Origin of the sequence: Microcoleus sp. A006_D1 (assembly GCF_036702805.1) — a bacterium.
In the GTDB taxonomy this organism is placed as follows: Bacteria; Cyanobacteriota; Cyanobacteriia; order Cyanobacteriales; family Microcoleaceae; genus Microcoleus.
Map to the genome: position 1 here is coordinate 1 of NZ_JAUBVZ010000013.1, position 20,500 is coordinate 20,500.

The following is a 20,500-nucleotide window of genomic DNA, read 5'->3' on the forward strand; positions in this document are numbered from 1 at the left end:
GATATTTCCTAATGCTGTTGTGTTGCCTATAGCACCGGTGAATCCAATATTACCAGTGCCAGAGTTTACCGTTAAATCGCTATTACTGTTAACTGTATTGTTAAAACTAATACCGTTCCCTGTCAAAATTGGATTGTTGGCAATTGTGACTGCATCTCCGTAAGTTTGACTTGCTGTTGTAGTGACATTGCCATTTAGTTGAGTTGTGCCGCCTGTGTTGGTGGTTAAACTGTTGGCTGTGACAGCATTAAATGCAGTTGTACCGCTACTGTTGGCGGTGAGTTCTCCTAATGCTGCGGTGTTGCCTACAGCACCTACAACGGTAATGTTTCCAGTACCTGTTTCTAAGGTGAGATTGCCACTACCGTTAATGTTATTGTTAAACAGAATATTGCCAGCCGCTGAAGTGCCTGTTCCTACTAAGACATTAGAAGCGACGGAGACGTTGCCATTAAAGATAATATTCTGTTCGTTGGTGACAATATTTGCATTTAAAGTTGTTGGGCCATTAAAAAGAATTGAAGCGTTGTTTGCAGCCGTAATGTTGCCATTAACTGGAATTGTGGCAGCTTGCAGGGTGACGGGGAAATTAAAAGTAACGCCAGCGGGGTCAATTGCGATCGCCCCTGTCCCGTTGGTGAGCCCGATAATCATTTGGGAAAACCCATTCAATACTGGAGGTGTGAGTTCCGCTGTACTGAGATTCGAACTAGCGTCGGCGCTACTGCCACCAAGGGTAATATTTAAACTAGGAGTAAGTGGCTGGAACTGAATAATTCCAGTACCTTGAAATTGAGTTGTTCCTGATAGGTTAATTTCATCGCCCGTCAAGGTAAGATTACCACCTAAAGCGGCGTTAATCGCACCGCTAGTCAAGTTAATTGCATTGGCATTATTGTTAGCACTTCCGGTGAGGTTAATATTGCCAGTTCCTGTAGCTTCCACCGTTGGTGTGCCTGTGCCGAAGTTAATACCGTTGTTGGTAGTTGATGTCCCTAGTCCGGTACCAATTAAAGTAATATCTCCATTTTGCGATCGCACTGCGCTAGGGCCGCTAATAGTTATCCCTTCATTAGTGTCTGGTCCTTTTCCCCCCGTCCCGGTAATTGCTACAGTTCCGTTACCCGTAGTAGACTGCACGCTAGAGGAGTCTATGCTAACGCCACTGTTGTTGCTTAAACCTCCACCAGCCGTACCAGTCAAGCTGATGTTTCCCCCAGCCGATCGCACTTTGCTGCTGCTAATAGATATCCCTCTATTATTTGATGTCCCGCCCCCTACACTACCCGTGATAGCAATATTCCCTGTTCCGGTGGATTGCACGGAACTGGTAGCATTAATATTAATCCCGTTGTTGTCGGTTGCATTGCCGTTACCCTGGCCAGTCACGCTAATAGCACCATTTGCTGAAGTAACACTAGATGTACCTGTAATCACAACACCTTCATTACCGGGTAATAGCCCATTTCCAGCATTACCGTTGAGAGTAATATTGCCACTCCCAGAGGTCATAACTGTGCTGCTATTTGAGATGTTAATCCCTGTATTGCCGCCACCAAATCCAAGAAATCCTTGACCGGTGATCAAAATATTTCCAGTGCCGGCATTGAGTGTGGAAGTGTTGATAGAAACTCCGATGGGAGTGGCTAATATCCCTACTGCTGGGGAAGTTGACGGGTTGTTGCCACCTCCTAAAATGATGTTGCCACCGTTGGAGTTGATGATAGCATTGTTAATGACGATCGCCCCTGCACCGATGCCACCCGCATCTGAATTTAGGGTTATATTGCCACCGTTGGCGGTGATGTTGCTGTCAACAAATATGTTGTTATTGGCTTGCAGATTCAGGGAATTACTGGTATTCCATGAAATCGGTGAGCTAACTGTAATATTACCTGCACTCTCAAAGCCAGATGCAGTAGAAATAGTTACATTTCCCAAACTTAGCTGATTTTGTAGGGTGACATTATTAATGGTAGAAATCCCCGCCGATGGGGTGAAGGTTCCCCCTGATAAAGTGCCGCCTGTATCCACATCTGTAATAGTGATATCAGTAGGATCTAACAGTAAGCTGCCAGCAATGCCAAAGGTCGATCGCAAATCAACTGATCCTTGAAAATCTAGCGCTTGCTTTCCCGATACTTCCACAAAGCCGCCATTCCCTGAAAACAAGCCACCTCTGGCAGTAATATTGCCATTAAAACGAGTTGTGTCATCAGCCCAAACTATTACTCGTCCGCCATTTCCATTACTAATAGCATCAGCATTAATTGTCGAGTTGCTATTCACAAAAGTCTGCGAAGCATTTGGTACTGTCCCCAAGCCGCGATAGTCTCCGCCAATCAGTACACTACCTGCGCCGTTGATGCCAGAAGCATTGATATTTCCACTAATAACCCCTACTTTATCGCCTAAAATACTTACACTACCGCCAGTGTTACCAGAGACGTTGAGAGTGCCGGATGCGATCGCAGTTCCCGGAACCACCGGCACAGCAACATTCCCCGTCAACACTACATCTCCATTCGGATTTACCACCAAACCCGTAGCCTGTTCCACACCTTTTCCAGTCAGCAACTGAGGCAAAGATAACACTGGTTGCGTCAAATTATTCGGCAACGAACCCTGATTTGCCGTCGGCTGCACCTCCAGACTCAGCAAATTTGCTGTTTGAGAAATTCGCACCAAATTTTGACCAGGTACTGCTGTTATCGTAATCTGACCACTGGGCGCATTTAACTGGCCAGTATTAAGAACAGTACCGCCAATCAAACTCAAACTTTGACCTAGCGGCACTGTCAAATTCCCGGCATTTACAATACTTCCCGATCGCAAATCAGTAAAAGCAAAACTATTTGGGTTGCCAATTAAAGTTGCCCAATTATTATTCCCGATCGCACTAAACCACTGATTTCCCCCAAAACCAATCCCCGTCGCCGTATTAGCATTAAAAGAACCAGGCACATTCAGGGTCGCATTTTGACCAAAAATTATGCCGGACGGATTCATTAAAAATAAGTTAGAATTACCACCAGTAACTTGAATCAATCCATTGATTAACGAAGGATTCCCACCATTAATCCGTCCCAGAATATTTTGAATATTAGGATTAGTTTAAAAATTAGCAATTTGACCTTCATTCAGATTGAACTGAGTAAAACTGTGAAATAGATTAGCCTTGTCTCCACTTAAAGAACCCCCAGAAATATCGTAGCGATTGCCGCTGGGAGTAACCAGTGTATTCGTCCCGTCGGGTGCTGGGCTGATGGGTTGAGCGATGGCGGGGGAAGTCGGAACACTAAACCAGCCAGCTAGGAATAACAATCCGAGCCAGGGTAGTTTACTATTGATCATGTAGTTTAAAGTTTAGCGATTGTTGATTTGCCAAAACCACTGATGCACCCGACACGTTGATCGCTGGCAATTTGTAAAGTGCCTTAGCAGTCAACTCTTCACAATTATAGAACACTGAGAGATTTTAAAGGTCGATCGCTGGCAATTTAATTTGTAGTGCGTCAGCAGTCAACCTATTTATCGGGGGTGCATCTCAATTTGGTAGGACTTACGCAAAAAACCCGGTTTCTTCCAAAAATCGTTGATTTTTAGACAAATCTTCACGTATAAACCGGGTTTTTGCCCCCGTGCGTCCAAGACTGTGGTTATTCCCTGGCAGAAAATGAGTTGCCGCAGCTACAGCTTTGGGCGGCATTGGGATTGTGATATCGGAAACCTCCGCCCATCAAGTCTTCTGAATAATCCAAGGTTAGCTCATTGAGATATTTTAAGTGCTGGGGGTCGATCGCAACTTGAACTCCCTCGGACTCGCATACAGCATCGCCTGGGGCTTGCCCATCGTCAAATGCCATTGTATAAGACAAACCGGAACAGCCGCTCAATTCCACGCCCAGACGAAACAAAGCATTGGGGTTCCGATACTTTGACTTGAGGCGTTTTACTTCTGTCGCTGCTGTTTTGCTCAGATGAATCATTAATTTTATTGGTTATTGGTTATTGGTTATTGGTTACTGGTTACTGGTTACTGGTTATTGGTTACTGGTTACTGGTTATTGGTTACTGATTGGTGCGAATAACAAATAACAAATAACAAATAACCAATTATCAATTACTTAGCCTTTTCTGTGCGGGCATAATCGTCTTGAAACCGGATAATATCATCTTCTCCGAGATATTCGCCATTCTGCACTTCAATTAAAATCAGGGGGATAACTCCCGGATTTTCCAGGCGGTGAGAAGTGCACTGCGGAACGTAGGTAGACTGATTTGTAAACAGAATTTGTTCAGTTTCCCCACAAGTAACTTTTGCTGTACCACAAACTACGATCCAGTGTTCGCTGCGGTGGTGGTGCATTTGCAGGCTGAGGCGGTGTCCGGGCTTAACTTCGATCCGCTTAATTTTATATCCTGGGCCTTCTTCTAGGGTCGTAAATGAGCCCCAAGGCCGCGATTCTGTGGCGGTTATTTCGTTGGGTACAGCAGGTGCGTGCAGGGTTGATAGTTGAGCAATTTCTTGAATTTGAACCATGATTTTCACTCCTTGAGGATTGCTTGCTGAATCTGTTGGTAAACGAGGTTGAGTTTGATCTTAGCTAATTTATCCTGAAAACCGAAGTCCGATCGCGCGAATCGGTTAGCGGACTGTAGAGTTTTGCACTTTTACCTGCGAAAGCTCGATCGACACACCTTGACCACCATAGCAAAATCATCACAGTAGTTGTCACTCGTTATTCGCGATCGCCCCAATCTACATCAAATCTTCATAGAAAGCGCGCTGGTTGTTGAATATTGATTAAAGTTGAATCCTAATCCAGCTCTTGAGACTGCTGTTGCAAAACTGCTAGCATCTCTTGATAGAAAGGCAGACCTTGACTCTGACTATCGCTGGCGGTGGCTACAATTTGCAAGGTTTCGATCAGCGAGTATCGGGCCGCATCTACAATAAGATCGAGGAGTGGATGAATCCCAGAACCATGCTGCTGTGCTTCTGCGATCGCCTCAATATACGCAGCACGCACCTGGTTAGATATAATCACAATGGGATATCCAGCCCGCAACAGCAGGAGATTCATCAATAACCGCCCGGTTCGCCCGTTACCATCCCGAAACGGATGAATCGATACAAAGCGAAGATGTGCTTCGGCTGCAAACTCTAGCGGATGCAACGATCGGATTTTAGCATCGTTGAGCCATTCGATAAATTGCGGCATTAAATCCGAAAGCAAATAATGGGGCGGATAGAGGTATTCGGTACCAGCGGCTTTGACATCTAACTGTCGATAACGTCCAGCTTCATCCGGCGCAATCGCCCTTATAATTAAGTTGTGAATCTGTTTAATTTCCCATTCACTGATCGCACTGTCCGATCGCGTTAGAGTTTCAATATAGTCGATCGCATCTCGATGTCCAATAACTTCTAGATGTTCGCGCAGAGTTTTGCCGCCGACAGTGATGCCAGTTTCTAGGACTAACTCAGTTTCGCGCTGCGTCAAGGTATTGCCCTCGATCGCGTTAGAATGATAAGTGAACCGCACATCATAGAGTTTTTTCAATTCTGCAACCAGAGTCGGAGAAAGCGGGCGAAAGCTATCTAACCAGACTTTGAGGCGATCGACTTTTTGCAATTTTTCAGAAAGATTCATCGCTGAGGAGAAGGCAAAATACTGGTGCAGAATGTCACCCAGACGCTGAGGATAAAGTCGGACTAATAATGCAATAAACTCATCTCTCAAAAACAGGCAAGATGCCTGTTCCACAGAGACTAATGAAAGACCGATCAACAATGTATCCGAATTGCCCATCTCTCTTCTCTTCCTCTGCGCTCTCTGCGGCCTCTGCGGTTAAAAAATCCAAATATCAATTTATCGTCTAATTACCAACAAGCTGTTTTTCTGCTTCTTCCAGCAACCCAATAACTTGCTCTTTAGTTACGGTTGGAAATCCATCCAAAAAATCATCAATGGACTCTCCTGCTTTCAGATAATCCAGAAGTGTTTGTACCGGAACTCTAGTACAAGCAAAGACTGGAGTGCCACCCATAATTTCAGGAGATACACTAATAATTAGAGATTTTTTCAGCATAAATATTTAGACCTTCGGGTTCCATAGTTAACTCATCAGCTTCAACTATTTTTGCACGCTCCATCGATCGCATAAACTTTGATTTTTTCGTGCATCTGCCCAATACAGTAGATCCACATATAATAAATGATACTAGATCGATCGCCATCCCACGCTCGACTCTAGATCAAAATCTTTTCATCACTTTGAGAGACACATCAAAATGAACAACAACGGACTGCCACAAAAACAAGGGCTGTACGATCCGCAGTTCGAGCACGATGCTTGCGGAGTCGGATTTATTGTACACGTAAAGGGTAACAAATCCCACGAAATTGTCGAGCAGGCACTGACAATCCTGCTGAACCTCGACCACCGGGGCGCGTGCGGCTGCGAAGCCAATACCGGAGACGGCGCGGGCATTTTGATGCAAGTACCCCACAAGTTTCTCAAGAAAGTAGCCGCAGCTTTAAATATCGAACTTCCAGAAGCCGGCGAGTACGGGGTTGGTGCGGTTTACTCGTCGCGAAATCAGATTGAACGGGAAAACGGACAACGCATCTTTGCCGAAATCGCCGCCGAAGAAGGATGTCCTGTGCTCGGTTGGCGCGATGTCCCCACAGATAACTCGTCCCTGGGCGACACCGCTAAAGCTAGCGAACCATTTATGCAGCAAGTGTTTGTCAGCCGCGCCTCTGGTATGGATGAAGCGGCTTTTGAGCGTAAACTTTACGTGATCCGCAAACGCGCCCACAATGCCATCCGCAGGACAAACAAAGACCCATACTGGTATAATTCCACATTGTCATGCCGGACGATCGTCTACAAGGGAATGCTGATGCCCGTGCAAGTCGGAGATTATTATCCCGAACTGCATGACCCCGACATGGAAAGCGCTTTAGCCCTAGTTCACTCGCGCTTCAGCACCAATACTTTCCCAAGTTGGGAACGATCGCACCCTTACCGCTACATCGCCCACAACGGCGAAATTAACACCATGCGTGGCAACATCAATTGGATGAACGCGCGACAATCGATGTTCGAGTCGGACTTATTCGGCGATGATTTAAAGAAAATCCCCAATTTAATCAATGTCGAAGGTAGCGACTCAACTATTTTTGACAATGCTTTGGAATTGCTGACTTTGGCTGGGCGTTCTTTGCCCCACGCTGTAATGATGATGATTCCCGAACCTTGGACAGCCCACGAGTCGATGAGTGACGAGAAAAAGGCTTTCTATGAATACCATTCTTGCTTGATGGAACCTTGGGATGGGCCTGCTTCCATTGCTTTTACTGATGGTACTTCGATCGGCGCTGTTCTCGATCGCAACGGTTTGCGCCCCTCCCGCTACTGCGTCACCAAAGACGACTTAGTAATTATGGCATCGGAAGCAGGAGTTTTGCCGATCGCGCCTGAAAGAATTGTCTCAAAAGGTCGCTTGCAACCGGGGCGGATGTTCCTCGTAAATACCGAGGAAGGCCGCATCGTTTCTGATGAGGAAATTAAGACCAAAATCGCCACAGAACATCCGTACCGCGAGTGGATTGACCAGCACATGGTCGAAATCGCCAAACTCAAAGATGCGCCGGCATTGCCAGAATCCGACCCCGAAACATTGATCCAGCGCCAAATGGCCTTTGGCTACACCTTTGAAGAACTGCGGTTGCTGTTAGCACCGATGGCAAAAGATGGCGTGGAAGCTGTCGGCGCGATGGGTGCAGATACGCCGCTGGCTGTGCTTTCCAATCGCCCAAAACTGCTTTACGAATACTTCCAGCAACTTTTTGCTCAAGTTACCAATCCGCCGATTGATTCGATCCGTGAAGAAATTGTCACTTCTGCTGAAACTACAATTGGTTCAGAACGCAATTTGCTCAAACCGGAACCGGAAAGCTGTCATTTAATTGAGCTGAAAACGCCAATTCTTAGCAATGAAGAATTAGCTAAGCTCAAGCACGTAAATGAGGGCAATTTCAAGTCGATTACGATACCGATTTTGTTCGACCCCAAAACTGGTGTAAAAGGTCTGGAACAGGCGTTAGAAGATGTGTTTGCAGCAGCCGATCGCGCGTTAGCGAAGCCCTCGAAGAGGATCGCCTCTGGGGTGAATATCATCATTTTGAGCGATCGGGGTATCAACGCCGAAAACGCTCCAATTCCGGCGCTGCTAGCGGTTGCGGGCTTGCACCACCACTTGATCCGCCAAGGTACGCGCACGCGGGCGGGACTGGTGCTCGAATCCGGTGAACCGCGGGAAGTGCACCACTTTGCGACTTTGATTGGCTATGGTTGCGGTGCGATCAATCCGTATTTGGCCTTTGAGACGATCGCAGATTCGATCCGCGAAGGTTTGCTGCTAAATGTTGAGTACAAAACTGCTTGCAAAAACTACGTCAAAGCCGCCACGAAAGGCGTGACGAAAGTTGCCTCGAAAATTGGGATTTCCACAATTCAAAGTTATCGCGGCGCGCAGATTTTTGAGGCGATCGGCTTGAACAAATCCGTAGTCAAGAAATACTTCACTTGGACAGCTTCGCGGATTGAAGGTGTAGACTTGGAAATCATCGCCCAAGAAGCAATTTTACGCCATACTCACGCATTCCCAGAACGCCCATCCAGCGGACATACTCTCGATGTCGGCGGCGAATATCAGTGGCGGAAAGAAGGCGAGGCGCATTTGTTCAGCCCGCAGACAATTCACGCGCTGCAACAAGCGGTTCGCGAGGGAAGTTACCCGCTTTTCAAACAGTATTCAACGCTGGTAAACGAACAAAACCAGCAGCATTTTACCTTGCGCGGTTTGTTGCAATTCAAACAGCGGGAATCGATACCGATTGAAGAAGTTGAATCGATCGAATCTATTCTCAAACGCTTTAAAACTGGGGCGATGAGTTACGGTTCGATTTCCCAAGAAGCGCATGAGTCTTTGGCGATCGCGATGAACCGCATTGGTGGCAAATCGAACACCGGTGAGGGCGGCGAAGATTCCGATCGCTACACTTGGACGAACGATCGCGGTGACTCAAAAAACAGTGCGATCAAACAAGTAGCTTCCGGGCGTTTCGGCGTTACCAGCTTGTACCTTTCCCAAGCGCGGGAATTGCAAATCAAGATGGCGCAAGGGGCGAAACCCGGAGAAGGCGGACAGTTACCAGGTAAAAAAGTATACCCTTGGATTGCCAAGGTACGGAACTCAACTCCCGGCGTGGGTTTGATTTCGCCTCCTCCTCACCATGACATTTATTCGATCGAGGATTTGGCCGAATTGATTCACGACTTGAAAAATTCCAACCGGGAAGCGCGGATTAGCGTCAAACTCGTGTCGGAAGTTGGAGTCGGGACGATCGCAGCCGGTGTTGCTAAAGCCCACGCCGATGTCGTGTTGATTTCCGGCTACGACGGCGGTACAGGCGCGTCGCCGCAAACTTCGATCAAACACGCCGGTTTACCTTGGGAGTTGGGATTGGCGGAAACTCACCAAACTTTGGTTTTGAATAATTTGCGATCGCGCATTGCTGTGGAAACCGACGGGCAAATGAAAACCGGGCGCGATGTAGCAATTGCTGCACTGCTTGGTGCTGAGGAATTCGGTTTTGCTACCGCGCCGCTGGTAACTTTGGGCTGTATAATGATGCGCGTCTGCCATCAAAACACTTGCCCCGTCGGCGTTGCAACCCAAGATCCATTGTTGCGGAAAAACTTTACCGGCGATCCGCAACACACGGTAAACTTTATGACATTCATCGCGCAAGAAGTCCGCGAAATCATGGCGCAGTTGGGTTTCCGCACGCTGAATGAAATGGTTGGCCGCACCGATGTTTTGGAAGCGCAGCAAGCGGTGGAACACTGGAAGGCTAAGGGTTTGGATTTCTCGAACATCCTGTACCAGCCGGAGGTTGGGCCAGAAGTCGGGCGCTATTGTCAGATGCCGCAGGATCACGGGTTGGAAAAGTCGATGGATATGACTGTGTTGCTGGATTTGTGCAAAGGTGCGATCGCAAACGGCGAAAAAGTGCACGCAAAACTCCCAATTACCAACATCAACCGCGTTGTCGGCACAATTCTCGGTAACGAAATCACCAAACAGCACTGGGAAGGTTTACCCGATGACACGGTACACCTACACTTCCAAGGTAGCGCGGGACAAAGCTTTGGCGCATTCGTGCCCAAGGGAGTCACGCTGGAGCTCGAAGGCGAGGCCAACGACTACCTCGGCAAGGGCCTGAGCGGCGGCAAAATCATCTTGTATCCGTCGCCGGCTTCTACCTTTGTCGCAGAAGAAAATGTGATTGTCGGCAACGTGGTGCTTTACGGAGCCACCGCTGGTGACGTTTTCATCCGGGGGATGGCGGGGGAACGTTTCGGAGTCCGCAATTCCGGGGTAAACGCCGTAGTTGAGGGTGTGGGCGATCACGGTTGCGAGTACATGACTGGCGGCAAAGTTGTGGTTTTGGGTGAAACCGGGCGCAATTTTGCAGCGGGAATGAGTGGCGGTGTTGCTTACATTTTGGATGAGGCGGGGGATTTTGCTACTCGCTGCAATATGTCGATGGTGGATTTGGAAAAACTGGAGGATGTTGAGGAAATTAGCGATTTGCGGCTGATGCTTCAAACTCATGTTGATTTGACTGGAAGTGCGATCGCATCAAAGGTTTTGGCTGCGTGGGATGAGATGGTGCCGGTGTTTGTGAAGGTGATGCCGCGGGATTATAAGCGGGTGTTGCAGGCCATTGAAAGGGCGATCGCATCGGGTTTAAGCGGTGATGATGCGCTGACGGCTGCGTTTGAAGAAAATGCTCGCGATGTGGCCCGGATTGGCGGCAGTTAGTAGTCTAAGAAACCGGGTTTCTGCGATAATTTTGGCATCGTAGCTAATATTTAGGAAGAAACCCGGTTTCTGAGGCCCCGCGCACATCCAAGAAACCGGGTTTCTGCGATAATTTTGGTGAGGATGCCGAGATTTGGGTGAGAAACCCGGTTTCTGAGGCCCCGCGCACAGAGTCCTCGCGCACATCCAAGAAACCGGGTTTCTGCGATAATTTTGGTGAGGATGCCGAGATTTGGGTGAGAAACCCGGTTTCTGAGGCCCCGCGCACAGAGTCCCCGCGCGTAATCCAAGAAACCGGGTTTCTGCGATAATTTCGGTGAGGATGCCGAGATTTAGGAAGAAACCCGTTTTCTGAGGCCCCGCGCGTAATCCAAGAAACCGGGTTTCTGCGATAATTATTGCATCGTAGCTAAGATTTAGGAAGAAACCCGGTTTCTGAGGCCTGCCCATATCCAAGAAACCGGGTTTCTGCGATAATTTAAGCATCCCCACCCAGATTTAGGAAGAAACCCGGTTTCTGAGGCCCCAACGGAGAGAGAACAATATGCCACGTCGCCAAGTTATATTACAAACGGGTAATTACTACCATGTTTATAACCGAGGTAATGACCGTCAGCTTATTTTTTTTGAACGAGAAAACTATATTTATTTCTTACGCCTATTAAGACACCATCTGATTACTAATGGTGTCGATATCATTGCTTATTGTTTGATGCCGAACCATTATCATTTATTAGTTTACCTGAAAACCGAGCGTTTTTCTAAGCTGATGCAGACATTTACTCTATCCTATGTCAAGGCTATCAATAAACGCTATCACAAGGTGGGTTCACTATTTCAGGGAAGGTTTCAAGCGATTCATGTAGATAGAGAAGAATATTTATTACATCTCACTCGCTATATTCACTTAAACCCAGTATGTGCTAATATAGTTAAAAAAGCTGAGGAGTGGGAATTTTCCAGCTATCAAGAATATATCGATATGCGCCACGGAAATTTACCTAAAATAGATGAAGTGCGATCGCAATTTAACTCAGCAGATACTTATCGTAACTTTTTAGAAGACTTAACTAGCGATCGATCAATCCAGCATTTAACCTTTGAAGAATAGACGCGAATCCAAGAAACAAAATCCAAGAAACCGGGTTTCTGCGACAATCTCAGCATCCCCACCAAGATTTAGAAAGAAACCCGGTTTCTGAGGCCCCGCGCACAAAACCCTCGTACACATCCAAGAAACCGGGTTTCTCCCATAGTTTCGGTGAGGATGCCGAGATTTAGAAAGAAACCCGGTTTCTGAGGCCCCCGCACACAAAACCCCCGCACACAATCCAAGAAACCGGGTTTCTGCGACAATCTCCGAATCCCCACCCAGATTTAGGAAGAAACCCGGTTTCTGAGCCCCCGCACACAAAACCCCCGCACACAAAACCCCCGCGCACAATCCAAGAAACCCGGTTTCTAACTCCCCACGACATCGCCCTCAAATCCAATGGCCCGCCGCACTTTCTCAACTTGCTTCGGTGCTTCCATTTCGTCGAATAGTTGAATCGCTTTATCGAAATTTTCCTGACTTTGGTCAATCACACCCATCTTTTGATAAGTTAACGCGAGTTGATAGTAAGCTTCAGCTAGGTCGCATTTAGCCCCGATTTGATCGAGAAGTGCGATCGATTCTAAATGATGGGAAAGGGCTGTTGTAAAGTCTTCCTGTATCCGATAGAGTTCTGCCAAACCAGTTAGAGCCTTGGCTTTAACTTGAGTATAGTGAGTTTTTTCTGCAAATGAGATGGCTTGGTGGAATATTTTAAACGATTTTTCAGGTTCTCCTAAATTTTTATAAGTTAGACCCATAAACAATAAGCTATATCCTTGACTCCAAGAACTGTTATCTCTTTGATAAATTACTAATTCGGTTTGTTTTGCATAACTCAGAGCGATATCTTTAATGCCTAAATATGAGTTCAACAATGCTAAACAATGTAAATAATCTTTCTCATAATTATACAAACCATATTCTGCATCTTTATGATTGCAAAAATATTCTATATTTTCAAAAATTTTGACAGCTTCTTCAAGTTCCCATAAATCAATTTTACAAAGACCTGTATTAATTAAAGACCAAGTTTTCCATCTTTTTGCCTCAAAATATATTGAATGGCTTAAATTCATAGATAAAAGGGTTTTTTCTGCTGCCTTGAATGATAAATCATGATTTTCTATTGCCGCCTTTATACATCCAGTTATCCAGTACAAGTCCCCTAAATAATTATACAGCCTAGTTACTATACAATCGTTTTTGACTTTGTTGATAATTGAATTTATTGAGTAAATCATGGGTTGTAACAAACCTAATCTATAAAACGCAACTCCCAGAGATTCTCCGTTTCTCCAACTGGTATTTCTCCTTCTCATAATTACATAGCCAGCTTGCTCAAAGTCATTAATTTGTACGCAGTGATAGTAAGATTCAAAGGCCATTAGTATATTTTCTACAGTTTCAACAGTCTTCACACTCTCTGTCCAAAACTCTGCTGCTTTACGATTAGCCTCTTCCCAACATTCACTTGCCCTCAACCGCGCGATCGCCTCTTCCCGAATCACCGGATGCAGCCAATATTCTCGATTCAGACACTCAACTAACGACAGATTTCGCAAATATTCAATTACCCGCCGCTTCTGCTTTTCTGGGACATCCCACAACAAACACAATAATCCCTCAGTCGGGACAGTCGGCACATCCTGATAGCGATAACATCCCAAACGGCAGAGTAGTTTATAGGCTTCAGGATAAATTTCTTTTAGACGCTTAAACTGTTCTTTGACAAGGTTTTCGACAGGTAACTCTATCAATTCGACTTTATATTCTTGCCAATAGGCTACCATTCCTCCATCTCTCTGTATGGGAGCGCATAGGATATTCATAGCTAGGGCATTGCCGCCATAAGCCTTGTGTATTTCCTTTAAAGTTGTTGCATCTATATCAATATCACGGCGCGTCAAAAAATCTTCCCATGCTTGTTGATTGAGGCTAGGTAACGAATAGTTAGTAACACCCCCACATTCAGCCAAAGGCTCGCGACTGGTAATCAGCGTCACCGATTGTAGCGACGAATCAGCCAAAACTCGTAACAATTCAACGTAGCGGCGATGGGGTTCAATAAATCTGCCTTGTCCATCGAGCGCGGGTTCCAAATTATCAATCAATATCCCAACTCTGCGTGTCTGGAGTTGGCGCTTCAGTCTCGCAAGGGTAATTCCAAACTCCCGCCCAGGTTCTTCCTGAAAGTCCTTCTTCAGCAATTCCTCGATCGCACTTTCGACTGGGGTAATATTCTCTTTCTCCTTTGCCATCAGGAGTTCCACCACTAAGTCAAAACCCTGAGACTTGAGATATTCCTTCGCTAAAATCGTTTTACCCACACCGCCGGGAGCTTTGATGACGATGACTTTTGCTCCTTGCTCGATCAGGGTGTTAAGCTGGGCGATTTCTGCTTCGCGTCCCACAAAATTCAGGTTTGGCGCTGGGGGAAGTGCGATCTTAGCAGCAGCCACAGGTGGCGCTGCTTCCTGAATTTCACTAGGTTCAGCAATTTTTTGCCAGTTAACCCCTACAGCCTCACAAATTCCAATAAAGGCAGACCGATCAATGGCAGACTTTCTTGCCCAAAACCGCTTCAGAGTCGCTGGTGAGGTTTTAGCAGCGTCTATCCATGTTAAAGAGTTTTTCTGCCAGCGTTTCTTGCGTCTAGCTTCATCAACAATTTTTAGCCCCTCTTCTGATGCCTTCAGCCTATCAGCCATTTTTCACCATTACCCCTACGGTGTTCCCAGCTAATTTTAGCTCAGTTTGGTTCAGTAAAGGCAGCAGTGAGCCATTTAGTGAGCTATTTAGTGAGTTAAAAAAATGAGCCCAACTGAGCCGCCAAGCAAATTTGCATCTGCGATATTAGAAATGTGGGAAGCAACTTTAAACAAAAACTTCCCCAGACTAAATGAGTTCAGTTACAGATTGCGCCAACCTATCAACCCAATACTAATTAAGTAACAAAAGGGTTTCTGAAACGCATAACCTTGAATTCAATTTCTCAATACAAATGCAGAACAAATCCGTCGATACTAATCAATTTAGGAGAATTGACTCGTGAAAAAGTTTATTTCCGTTGGCACATTGATTTTATTGGGTGTAGTAGGAAGTACAAGGCCTGCTTTCGCTTGGAAGCCCCACGAGCATCCTTTCGAGCCAGGTACAGAGCTTCGCAAACTTGGTCAAGATGCCGCGAATCAATTCTGTCGCGGTCGTTTCAACGACTTGGTTAAGACAGGTGACTTGCCTTGGAATGCTCGCTTTGCTAATCATGTCTGGGCACATCTAGATGCTAATAAGTGCGTTTATAACAAGTAATCGCGCTTTTTTATCAAAAGTTAAATAGAGGTTGGTGAAACACATAACTTTTAATTCGATTACCCAACCCAAATTCACAACCAAACATTACAACTGGAGTAACTACAATGTCCTTACCAACAAATGATGATGACTGGGACAAGAAAAGCGGCAGTAGAGATTATTTTGACAACAACCCTGCAACACCTAACTGGTCGCGAAATCAGGATGCGTCACCTGCATTGAAGGATGTTGCCCGTAACCTCAGCCAAAAGCTGGGGGTTCCTATAAATAGTTTCTTAGGACTTTCAGGAGGCTATATCTATGAACAGTCTTCTGCATACAAAGGCCCCCATGCAGGAATAGATTTCTCAGCAGGTTCGGGAACTTCCATTAAAGCCGTTGTTTCAGGTACGATTGAAAACGTCTCCAACCAAGGAGCTGGTGGTTTCTTCATTGCTGTTCGTGGTAACGACGGGAAGCGTTGGATTTATGGTCATATAAGTAACTCACGCGGATTAGCTAATGGGCAAACCATTCAGGCAGATCAAGAGGTTGGCAAAGTTTTCAATCAAGGCATCAGCTCACACCTTCACCTGGAAGTTCACACCGATTTCAATGCCCCAAGAACCGGCTTCTTCCAAAACAGCGGGAATCCTGCTAGTATCGCTCTCTTGAAGCAGCAAACAATGAGTCCTCTCCAAGCTTTTTCGCAGTTGAATAATGGAGGTGGTAGCACTCCTCCGTCGTCAGGAGGCCGAGTTTTCACGGGCGGGTCAGGGAATGACACCCTCACCGGGCAGAACACCAACGATACCTTGATTGGTAACGCCGGCAACGACACCCTCTATGGCGAAGGCGGTAACGATTACCTAAATGGTGGTGCGGGTAACGACTACCTCGATGGCTATTCCAGCAGACCCAATAGCCCCGATTTAGACACATTAGAAGGTGGAGCGGGGGCCGATACCTTTGTGTTGGGCAACTCACGCCAGGGAATGTTCTACCTAGGAACCGGTCAGGCGACTATTGTGGATTACAACTTCCGCGATGACTACATCCAGTTGAGCGGCAATCGTAATCAGTATCGCCTGACTCCTAATGGCAATGACACTCTGGTGCAAACCTCCGGTGGCGACACCCTAGCAGTAGTCAAGAACGTGACGGATCTGAGCTTCAACATCACACCTTCCCGTAGCGACTTTAAGTTTGTTTAACTTGCTTAAATAAACCCTCGTGCACATCCAAGAAACCGGGTTTCTACGATAATTTAAGCATCGTCACCGAGATTTAGGAAGAAACCCGGTTTCTGGAGCCCCCGTGCATCCAAGAAACCGGGTTCCTGCCATAATTTAAGCATCCCCACCAAGATTTAGGAAGAAACCCGGTTTCTGAACCCCCGCACACAAAACCCCCGCGCACATCCAAGAAACCGGGTTTCTACGATAATTTCGGTGAGGATGCCAAAATTTAGGAAGAAACCCGGTTTCTGAACCCCCGCACACAAAACCCCCGCGCACATCCAAGAAACCGGGTTTCTGCGACAATCTCCGAATCCCCACCAAGATTTAGGAAGAAACCCGGTTTCTGGAACCCCGCACACAAAACCCTTGTGCACATCCAAGAAACCGGGTTTCTACGATCATTTAAGCATCCCCACCAAGATTTAGGAAGAAACCCGGTTTCTGGAGGCCCGCACAAAACCCTCGTGCACAATCCAAGAAACCGGGTTTCTACGATCATTTAAGCATCCCCACCGAGATTTAGGAAGAAACCCGGTTTCTGAGCCCCCGCACACAAAACCCTCGTCCACATCCAAGAAACCGGGTTTCTGCGATAATTTAAGCATCCTAACGAAGATTTAGGAAGAAACCCGGTTTCTGAGCCCCCGCACACAAAACCCTCGTCCACATCCAAGAAGACGAGCAAAACGGTCATTATATCTGGATGAACCTGGGCTGGCCAAAGGGCGATCGCCTGACGGGGATGACAGTCTACGTTCGCCTGCGCGATCGCAAATTTTGGATCGAGGAAGACTGGACAGAATATGGGATCGCAACGGATTTAGTAGAAGCAGGGGTTCCCAAAGAAGATATTGTGCTGGCATTTCACGAGCCTGAAATGCGGCAATACACAGATTTTGCAGTTGCTTCGTAGCACATTTATGGGAAAATTAACAGAAGATATTATGAAGTACGAACTTTATTCAGATGTTATCTCTATGGCGATGCACGCCGAAACTTACTAATTGTCAACTATTAACTACAAATTACCAATGTCACAATTACTTGAACGAATCACATTAAATCCCAAACAGTGCGGCGGCCGCCCATGTATTCGCGGCATGAGAATTCGAGTGTCTGATGTCTTGGATCTATTTGCAGCAGGGCTGAGTGCTGAACAAATTGTGGAGGAACTACCAGACTTAGAAATGGACGATTTGAGGGCTGCACTTGTATATGCTGCACGTAAACTGAATCATCCTGTGTTGGTTGCATGACTACTATCTGGATTGACGCACATTTATCGCCTGCGATCGCAACTTGGATTACCAGCACATTTGGAATTACAGCAGTAGCTTTACGCGATCTGAGTTTGAGAGATGCTGAAGATCCCGAAATCTTTGAGGCAGCGAAATCTCAAGCAGTGATATTTATGACTAAGGATAGCGATTTTGTGGATTTAGTCGATCGTCTTGAAGCACCACCACAGATTATTTGGTTAACGTGCGGAAATACGTCAAATGTTCGGCTACGTGAAATCTTGATTTCGACTTTGCCAAACGCACTGGAACTCCTACGGACAGGGGAGAAGTTGGTAGAGATTAGCGGAGACTAGGGCGGCAGCATAACAACTCAAAGGGCGATCGTCATTTAAGCCACTTGAAAAATTATATCACGGCGGCCCAGTCTTGAATTAGTAGTTCCCCACAATCTTTTCCCCATCTTAAATCAGTTTCCTAGAATCCTAAAACAGCAGTAGTTCACTATGAATCAAGAATTTTGGAACCAGATCAAATCCAAGTATCAACTTGGAAAACTAATCTACGGCAAAGTTGAATTTCATGCACCTTTTGGAGTGTTTGTCAATCTTGGCGATGCAGAGGTAAAAGGGCTTATTCAAATTTCAGACTTTCTCGATACAGGCTCGATGACACCAGAAATGTATCCTGATGTGGGTTCGCCTGTCGGTGCAGTTGTCATTGGCTACACTGAAGACGATCGCCAACAAGTCTGGTTGAGCGTTAAACCCAGCGTTCTACAAAAATCCCTTGTCAAGTTAAAAATTCCAGTTGCAAATCAAGTATGACGCAGAGAGACTATGAAAGCAATTGAAACCACCGGAAAAATTGACAATCGAGGGCGACTTTTGCTCGATCGCCCCCTTGACCTTGCCAACTACAGCCACGTTCGGATTATTGTCTTATTACCAGAAGACACTGACATCGAGCTAGATGATGACCCCATCGAAACTGTCATCGAAGGGCTTCAGCAAGGCTTTCATGAAGCAATTAGCGGACAAACTCTCCCTTTGTCTCAACTGTGGGACGGCATCGATGATAATCGATCGAACTAGCTATTTATGAAAATTCCCAATAGCGATCGACTCAAATCGTAGTAACTGAGAGTAGAATTGAGTTTCTAGTTTCCATAGAGCAACGCCGCTTTGAGCCAGATTCAACTCTTAAACTTACAAAACCTTAGCCAGGGACTCCCTGCGATTACACCTGCTTTTGGAGCCGCGATCGCAGAAGCAGGTGCGATTTGCCTAACCGATGAAGCTCACCAACCAGGAGTAACACTTGAAGTTGAGGGAGAATTTTCTACTGCGTTCAAATTAGATTGGCAGCCAGTCACCGAGCAAACCCGAAGATGTTGGAATGACGAAGAATACACGACTGAGCAGGCTGCTTATGGAATCGCATTTCTGTTAATTCTACAATTAACAAATCTCACAGTCATTGAACGCTCTCGCAAAGGAACTGGATTTGACTATTGGTTAGGAAGTCAAAATTCAGCTACCACGTTGCCATTTGAGCGAATGGCGCGCCTAGAGGTTTCTGGAATTCGCAAAGGCAATCGAAGTCAAATCAATGCTAGAGTAAAGCTGAAAACGGAACAAACCCGCATCTCAGACGTACAAGGCTTGCCAGCGTATATCATTGTAGTAAAGTTCAGCCGACCGATTTCTATTATTGGTGCCAAGCAAAATCCTGAAGGAACCGTACTTTAAATGAGCCAGATTCAATCGCTCCACCAACAAGCAATGGATTTAGCCGAAGCAGCGGCAGTCGCCCGCTTAAGAGGTGCGTTGGACTTGGCTGCACAATTCACGCGCCAAGCCTTAGAGCAAGAAACTCAGGCCGCAGCCTTAATCGCTAGCACCCTTGATGCTGAACCCACTCGTTCTGTGCTTCACCGCAGCGCAGCATCTTTAGCGATTGAATGTGGCGAATTACGAATGGCAGAACGTCTAATTGCAACCGCGTTATCTGGCAATCCCCCTCTAGAAATTGCTGAAGAACTTAAAGATTTATTCATTCAGATCAACTTGAGCCAATATTTGAAGCGTCAAGGAATCCACATCGACATTCAAGAATTGCGAGGACTGGTAAATCAATAGCACTCGTTAGCAAAACTACTAATTAAGTGCGGATATTCTCAAGAAAACTGGCAACAATTAGAAACAGATATTCGTAGCTGTCACCTACCTGTAGATGTTGATTTCATTAAAGAAACAGCCTACGGAATCCGATCTGAAATCAGTGCCGAGCTTTCTACACCTATGGGCAGACAACTTCTTGTCAGAACTGTTTGGCAAATAGATACAGGTACAGATTTTCCCCGTTTGATTACCTTGATTCCTGATTAACAAATTTACCAAAGAACGTTATGAAGTACGAACTTTATTCAGATGTTATCTTACTAGACGATCGCCCTGACGAAGGACTCTATGCCGGTGACATCGGTACAGTGGTAGAACAACATGACGTTGAAGCGCTAGAAACAGGTTACAGCGTGGAGTTCTTTGATATGCTGGGAAACACTGTAGCAGTTGTCACCGTGCCTGGAAGTTTTTTGCGATCGCCCACGGGTGCAGACAGACCTACAGTGAGACTTGTGAATAGTTTAGCTGCGTAAGTACAGGAAGCAGTTCGTGCGATATAATGTTATCACTAGATTGTGAAATAGTAATCCCAAAAAAAGGAT

At 46.1% G+C, this 20,500-nt stretch carries 20 protein-coding genes; 13 read left to right on the forward strand and 7 right to left on the reverse strand.

Annotated elements, in window-relative coordinates; genetic code table 11:
- The 6 genes from QUB68_RS21210 to QUB68_RS21235 form a co-directional block, all read right to left on the reverse strand.
- The coding region (locus tag QUB68_RS21210) for a beta strand repeat-containing protein (protein ID WP_332996413.1) at positions 1-3,102 on the reverse strand (3,102 nt) is incomplete at its 3' end.
- Positions 3,103-3,114: 12 nt separating this feature from the next.
- Positions 3,115-3,354 carry a hypothetical protein gene (locus tag QUB68_RS21215; protein WP_332996124.1) on the reverse strand — a complete coding sequence of 80 codons (240 nt, stop codon included), beginning with the start codon at positions 3,352-3,354 and terminating at the stop codon, positions 3,115-3,117.
- A gap of 305 nt (positions 3,355-3,659) precedes the next feature.
- Complete coding sequence (locus QUB68_RS21220) at positions 3,660-3,989, reverse strand: HesB/IscA family protein (protein ID WP_332996125.1); 330 nt, start codon at positions 3,987-3,989, stop codon at positions 3,660-3,662.
- A 134-nt stretch (positions 3,990-4,123) separates the two neighbouring features.
- On the reverse strand, positions 4,124-4,543 hold the full coding sequence (locus QUB68_RS21225) for a phosphomannose isomerase type II C-terminal cupin domain (RefSeq protein ID WP_332996127.1): 420 nt from the start codon (positions 4,541-4,543) through the stop codon (positions 4,124-4,126).
- 277 nt (positions 4,544-4,820) lie between these two features.
- A complete protein-coding gene (locus QUB68_RS21230) occupies positions 4,821-5,816 on the reverse strand; it encodes a Fic family protein (RefSeq protein ID WP_332996130.1) in 996 nt (331 codons plus the stop codon).
- A gap of 67 nt (positions 5,817-5,883) precedes the next feature.
- Positions 5,884-6,096 (reverse strand): DUF433 domain-containing protein, encoded by a 213-nt coding sequence (locus QUB68_RS21235; protein WP_332996132.1) that lies wholly within the window; start codon positions 6,094-6,096, stop codon positions 5,884-5,886.
- A 202-nt stretch (positions 6,097-6,298) separates the two neighbouring features.
- Here QUB68_RS21235 and gltB point away from each other — a divergent pair, with 202 nt between their 5' ends.
- On the forward strand, positions 6,299-10,906 hold the full coding sequence (gltB, locus tag QUB68_RS21240; protein WP_332996135.1) for a glutamate synthase large subunit: 4,608 nt from the start codon (positions 6,299-6,301) through the stop codon (positions 10,904-10,906).
- Positions 10,907-11,450: 544 nt separating this feature from the next.
- Positions 11,451-12,017, forward strand: coding sequence for a transposase (locus QUB68_RS21245; protein ID WP_332996137.1), 567 nt, complete (start codon positions 11,451-11,453; stop codon positions 12,015-12,017).
- Between the two features lie 350 nt (positions 12,018-12,367).
- Here the strand turns inward: QUB68_RS21245 and QUB68_RS21250 are convergent, their stop codons facing one another.
- Complete coding sequence (locus QUB68_RS21250; RefSeq protein ID WP_332996139.1) at positions 12,368-14,710, reverse strand: tetratricopeptide repeat protein; 2,343 nt, start codon at positions 14,708-14,710, stop codon at positions 12,368-12,370.
- Between the two features lie 340 nt (positions 14,711-15,050).
- Between QUB68_RS21250 and QUB68_RS21255 the strand changes: the two genes are divergently transcribed.
- From QUB68_RS21255 to QUB68_RS21305, 11 genes are all read left to right on the forward strand, one after another.
- A complete protein-coding gene (locus QUB68_RS21255) occupies positions 15,051-15,311 on the forward strand; it encodes a hypothetical protein (protein ID WP_332996141.1) in 261 nt (86 codons plus the stop codon).
- 107 nt (positions 15,312-15,418) lie between these two features.
- Entirely contained in the window at positions 15,419-16,507 is a 1,089-nt protein-coding gene (locus QUB68_RS21260; RefSeq protein WP_332996143.1) for a peptidoglycan DD-metalloendopeptidase family protein, read from the forward strand.
- Between the two features lie 694 nt (positions 16,508-17,201).
- Positions 17,202-17,447 (forward strand): XisI protein, encoded by a 246-nt coding sequence (locus QUB68_RS21265; protein WP_332996415.1) that lies wholly within the window; start codon positions 17,202-17,204, stop codon positions 17,445-17,447.
- A gap of 118 nt (positions 17,448-17,565) precedes the next feature.
- Complete coding sequence (locus QUB68_RS21270) at positions 17,566-17,790, forward strand: DUF433 domain-containing protein (RefSeq protein ID WP_332996145.1); 225 nt, start codon at positions 17,566-17,568, stop codon at positions 17,788-17,790.
- The gene (locus QUB68_RS21275; RefSeq protein ID WP_332996147.1) at positions 17,787-18,128 is read left to right on the forward strand and encodes a DUF5615 family PIN-like protein; all 342 of its coding nucleotides are present in this window, start codon (positions 17,787-17,789) and stop codon (positions 18,126-18,128) included. Before QUB68_RS21270 ends, QUB68_RS21275 begins: the two co-directional genes overlap by 4 nt.
- Positions 18,129-18,278: 150 nt before the next feature.
- Positions 18,279-18,599 carry a S1 RNA-binding domain-containing protein gene (locus QUB68_RS21280; protein ID WP_332996148.1) on the forward strand — a complete coding sequence of 107 codons (321 nt, stop codon included), beginning with the start codon at positions 18,279-18,281 and terminating at the stop codon, positions 18,597-18,599.
- A 12-nt stretch (positions 18,600-18,611) separates the two neighbouring features.
- Complete coding sequence (locus QUB68_RS21285; RefSeq protein ID WP_332996150.1) at positions 18,612-18,866, forward strand: type II toxin-antitoxin system RelN family antitoxin; 255 nt, start codon at positions 18,612-18,614, stop codon at positions 18,864-18,866.
- Between the two features lie 90 nt (positions 18,867-18,956).
- On the forward strand, positions 18,957-19,523 hold the full coding sequence (locus QUB68_RS21290) for a hypothetical protein (RefSeq protein ID WP_332996152.1): 567 nt from the start codon (positions 18,957-18,959) through the stop codon (positions 19,521-19,523).
- Entirely contained in the window at positions 19,524-19,913 is a 390-nt protein-coding gene (locus tag QUB68_RS21295; protein ID WP_332996154.1) for a hypothetical protein, read from the forward strand.
- 21 nt (positions 19,914-19,934) lie between these two features.
- Positions 19,935-20,162, forward strand: a complete 228-nt coding sequence (locus QUB68_RS21300) for a DUF6883 domain-containing protein (protein WP_332996417.1) — start codon at positions 19,935-19,937, stop codon at positions 20,160-20,162.
- Between the two features lie 20 nt (positions 20,163-20,182).
- Positions 20,183-20,431: a DUF4926 domain-containing protein gene (locus tag QUB68_RS21305; protein WP_332996156.1), complete on the forward strand. Its 249-nt coding sequence runs from the start codon at positions 20,183-20,185 to the stop codon at positions 20,429-20,431.
- Positions 20,432-20,500 lie beyond the last annotated feature (69 nt).

Coding starts and splice junctions, on each gene's coding strand:
- QUB68_RS21295 (WP_332996154.1), top strand. CDS start 19,524: ATGAGCCAGATTCAATCGCTCCACCAACAAGCAATGGATTTAGCCGAA.
- gltB (WP_332996135.1), top strand. CDS start 6,299: ATGAACAACAACGGACTGCCACAAAAACAAGGGCTGTACGATCCGCAG.
- QUB68_RS21215 (WP_332996124.1), bottom strand. CDS start 3,354: ATGATCAATAGTAAACTACCCTGGCTCGGATTGTTATTCCTAGCTGGC.
- QUB68_RS21275 (WP_332996147.1), top strand. CDS start 17,787: ATGACTACTATCTGGATTGACGCACATTTATCGCCTGCGATCGCAACT.
- QUB68_RS21305 (WP_332996156.1), top strand. CDS start 20,183: ATGAAGTACGAACTTTATTCAGATGTTATCTTACTAGACGATCGCCCT.
- QUB68_RS21280 (WP_332996148.1), top strand. CDS start 18,279: ATGAATCAAGAATTTTGGAACCAGATCAAATCCAAGTATCAACTTGGA.
- QUB68_RS21220 (WP_332996125.1), bottom strand. CDS start 3,989: ATGATTCATCTGAGCAAAACAGCAGCGACAGAAGTAAAACGCCTCAAG.
- QUB68_RS21270 (WP_332996145.1), top strand. CDS start 17,566: ATGTCACAATTACTTGAACGAATCACATTAAATCCCAAACAGTGCGGC.
- QUB68_RS21250 (WP_332996139.1), bottom strand. CDS start 14,710: ATGGCTGATAGGCTGAAGGCATCAGAAGAGGGGCTAAAAATTGTTGAT.
- QUB68_RS21285 (WP_332996150.1), top strand. CDS start 18,612: ATGAAAGCAATTGAAACCACCGGAAAAATTGACAATCGAGGGCGACTT.
- QUB68_RS21235 (WP_332996132.1), bottom strand. CDS start 6,096: ATGCTGAAAAAATCTCTAATTATTAGTGTATCTCCTGAAATTATGGGT.
- QUB68_RS21260 (WP_332996143.1), top strand. CDS start 15,419: ATGTCCTTACCAACAAATGATGATGACTGGGACAAGAAAAGCGGCAGT.
- QUB68_RS21225 (WP_332996127.1), bottom strand. CDS start 4,543: ATGGTTCAAATTCAAGAAATTGCTCAACTATCAACCCTGCACGCACCT.
- QUB68_RS21230 (WP_332996130.1), bottom strand. CDS start 5,816: ATGGGCAATTCGGATACATTGTTGATCGGTCTTTCATTAGTCTCTGTG.
- QUB68_RS21245 (WP_332996137.1), top strand. CDS start 11,451: ATGCCACGTCGCCAAGTTATATTACAAACGGGTAATTACTACCATGTT.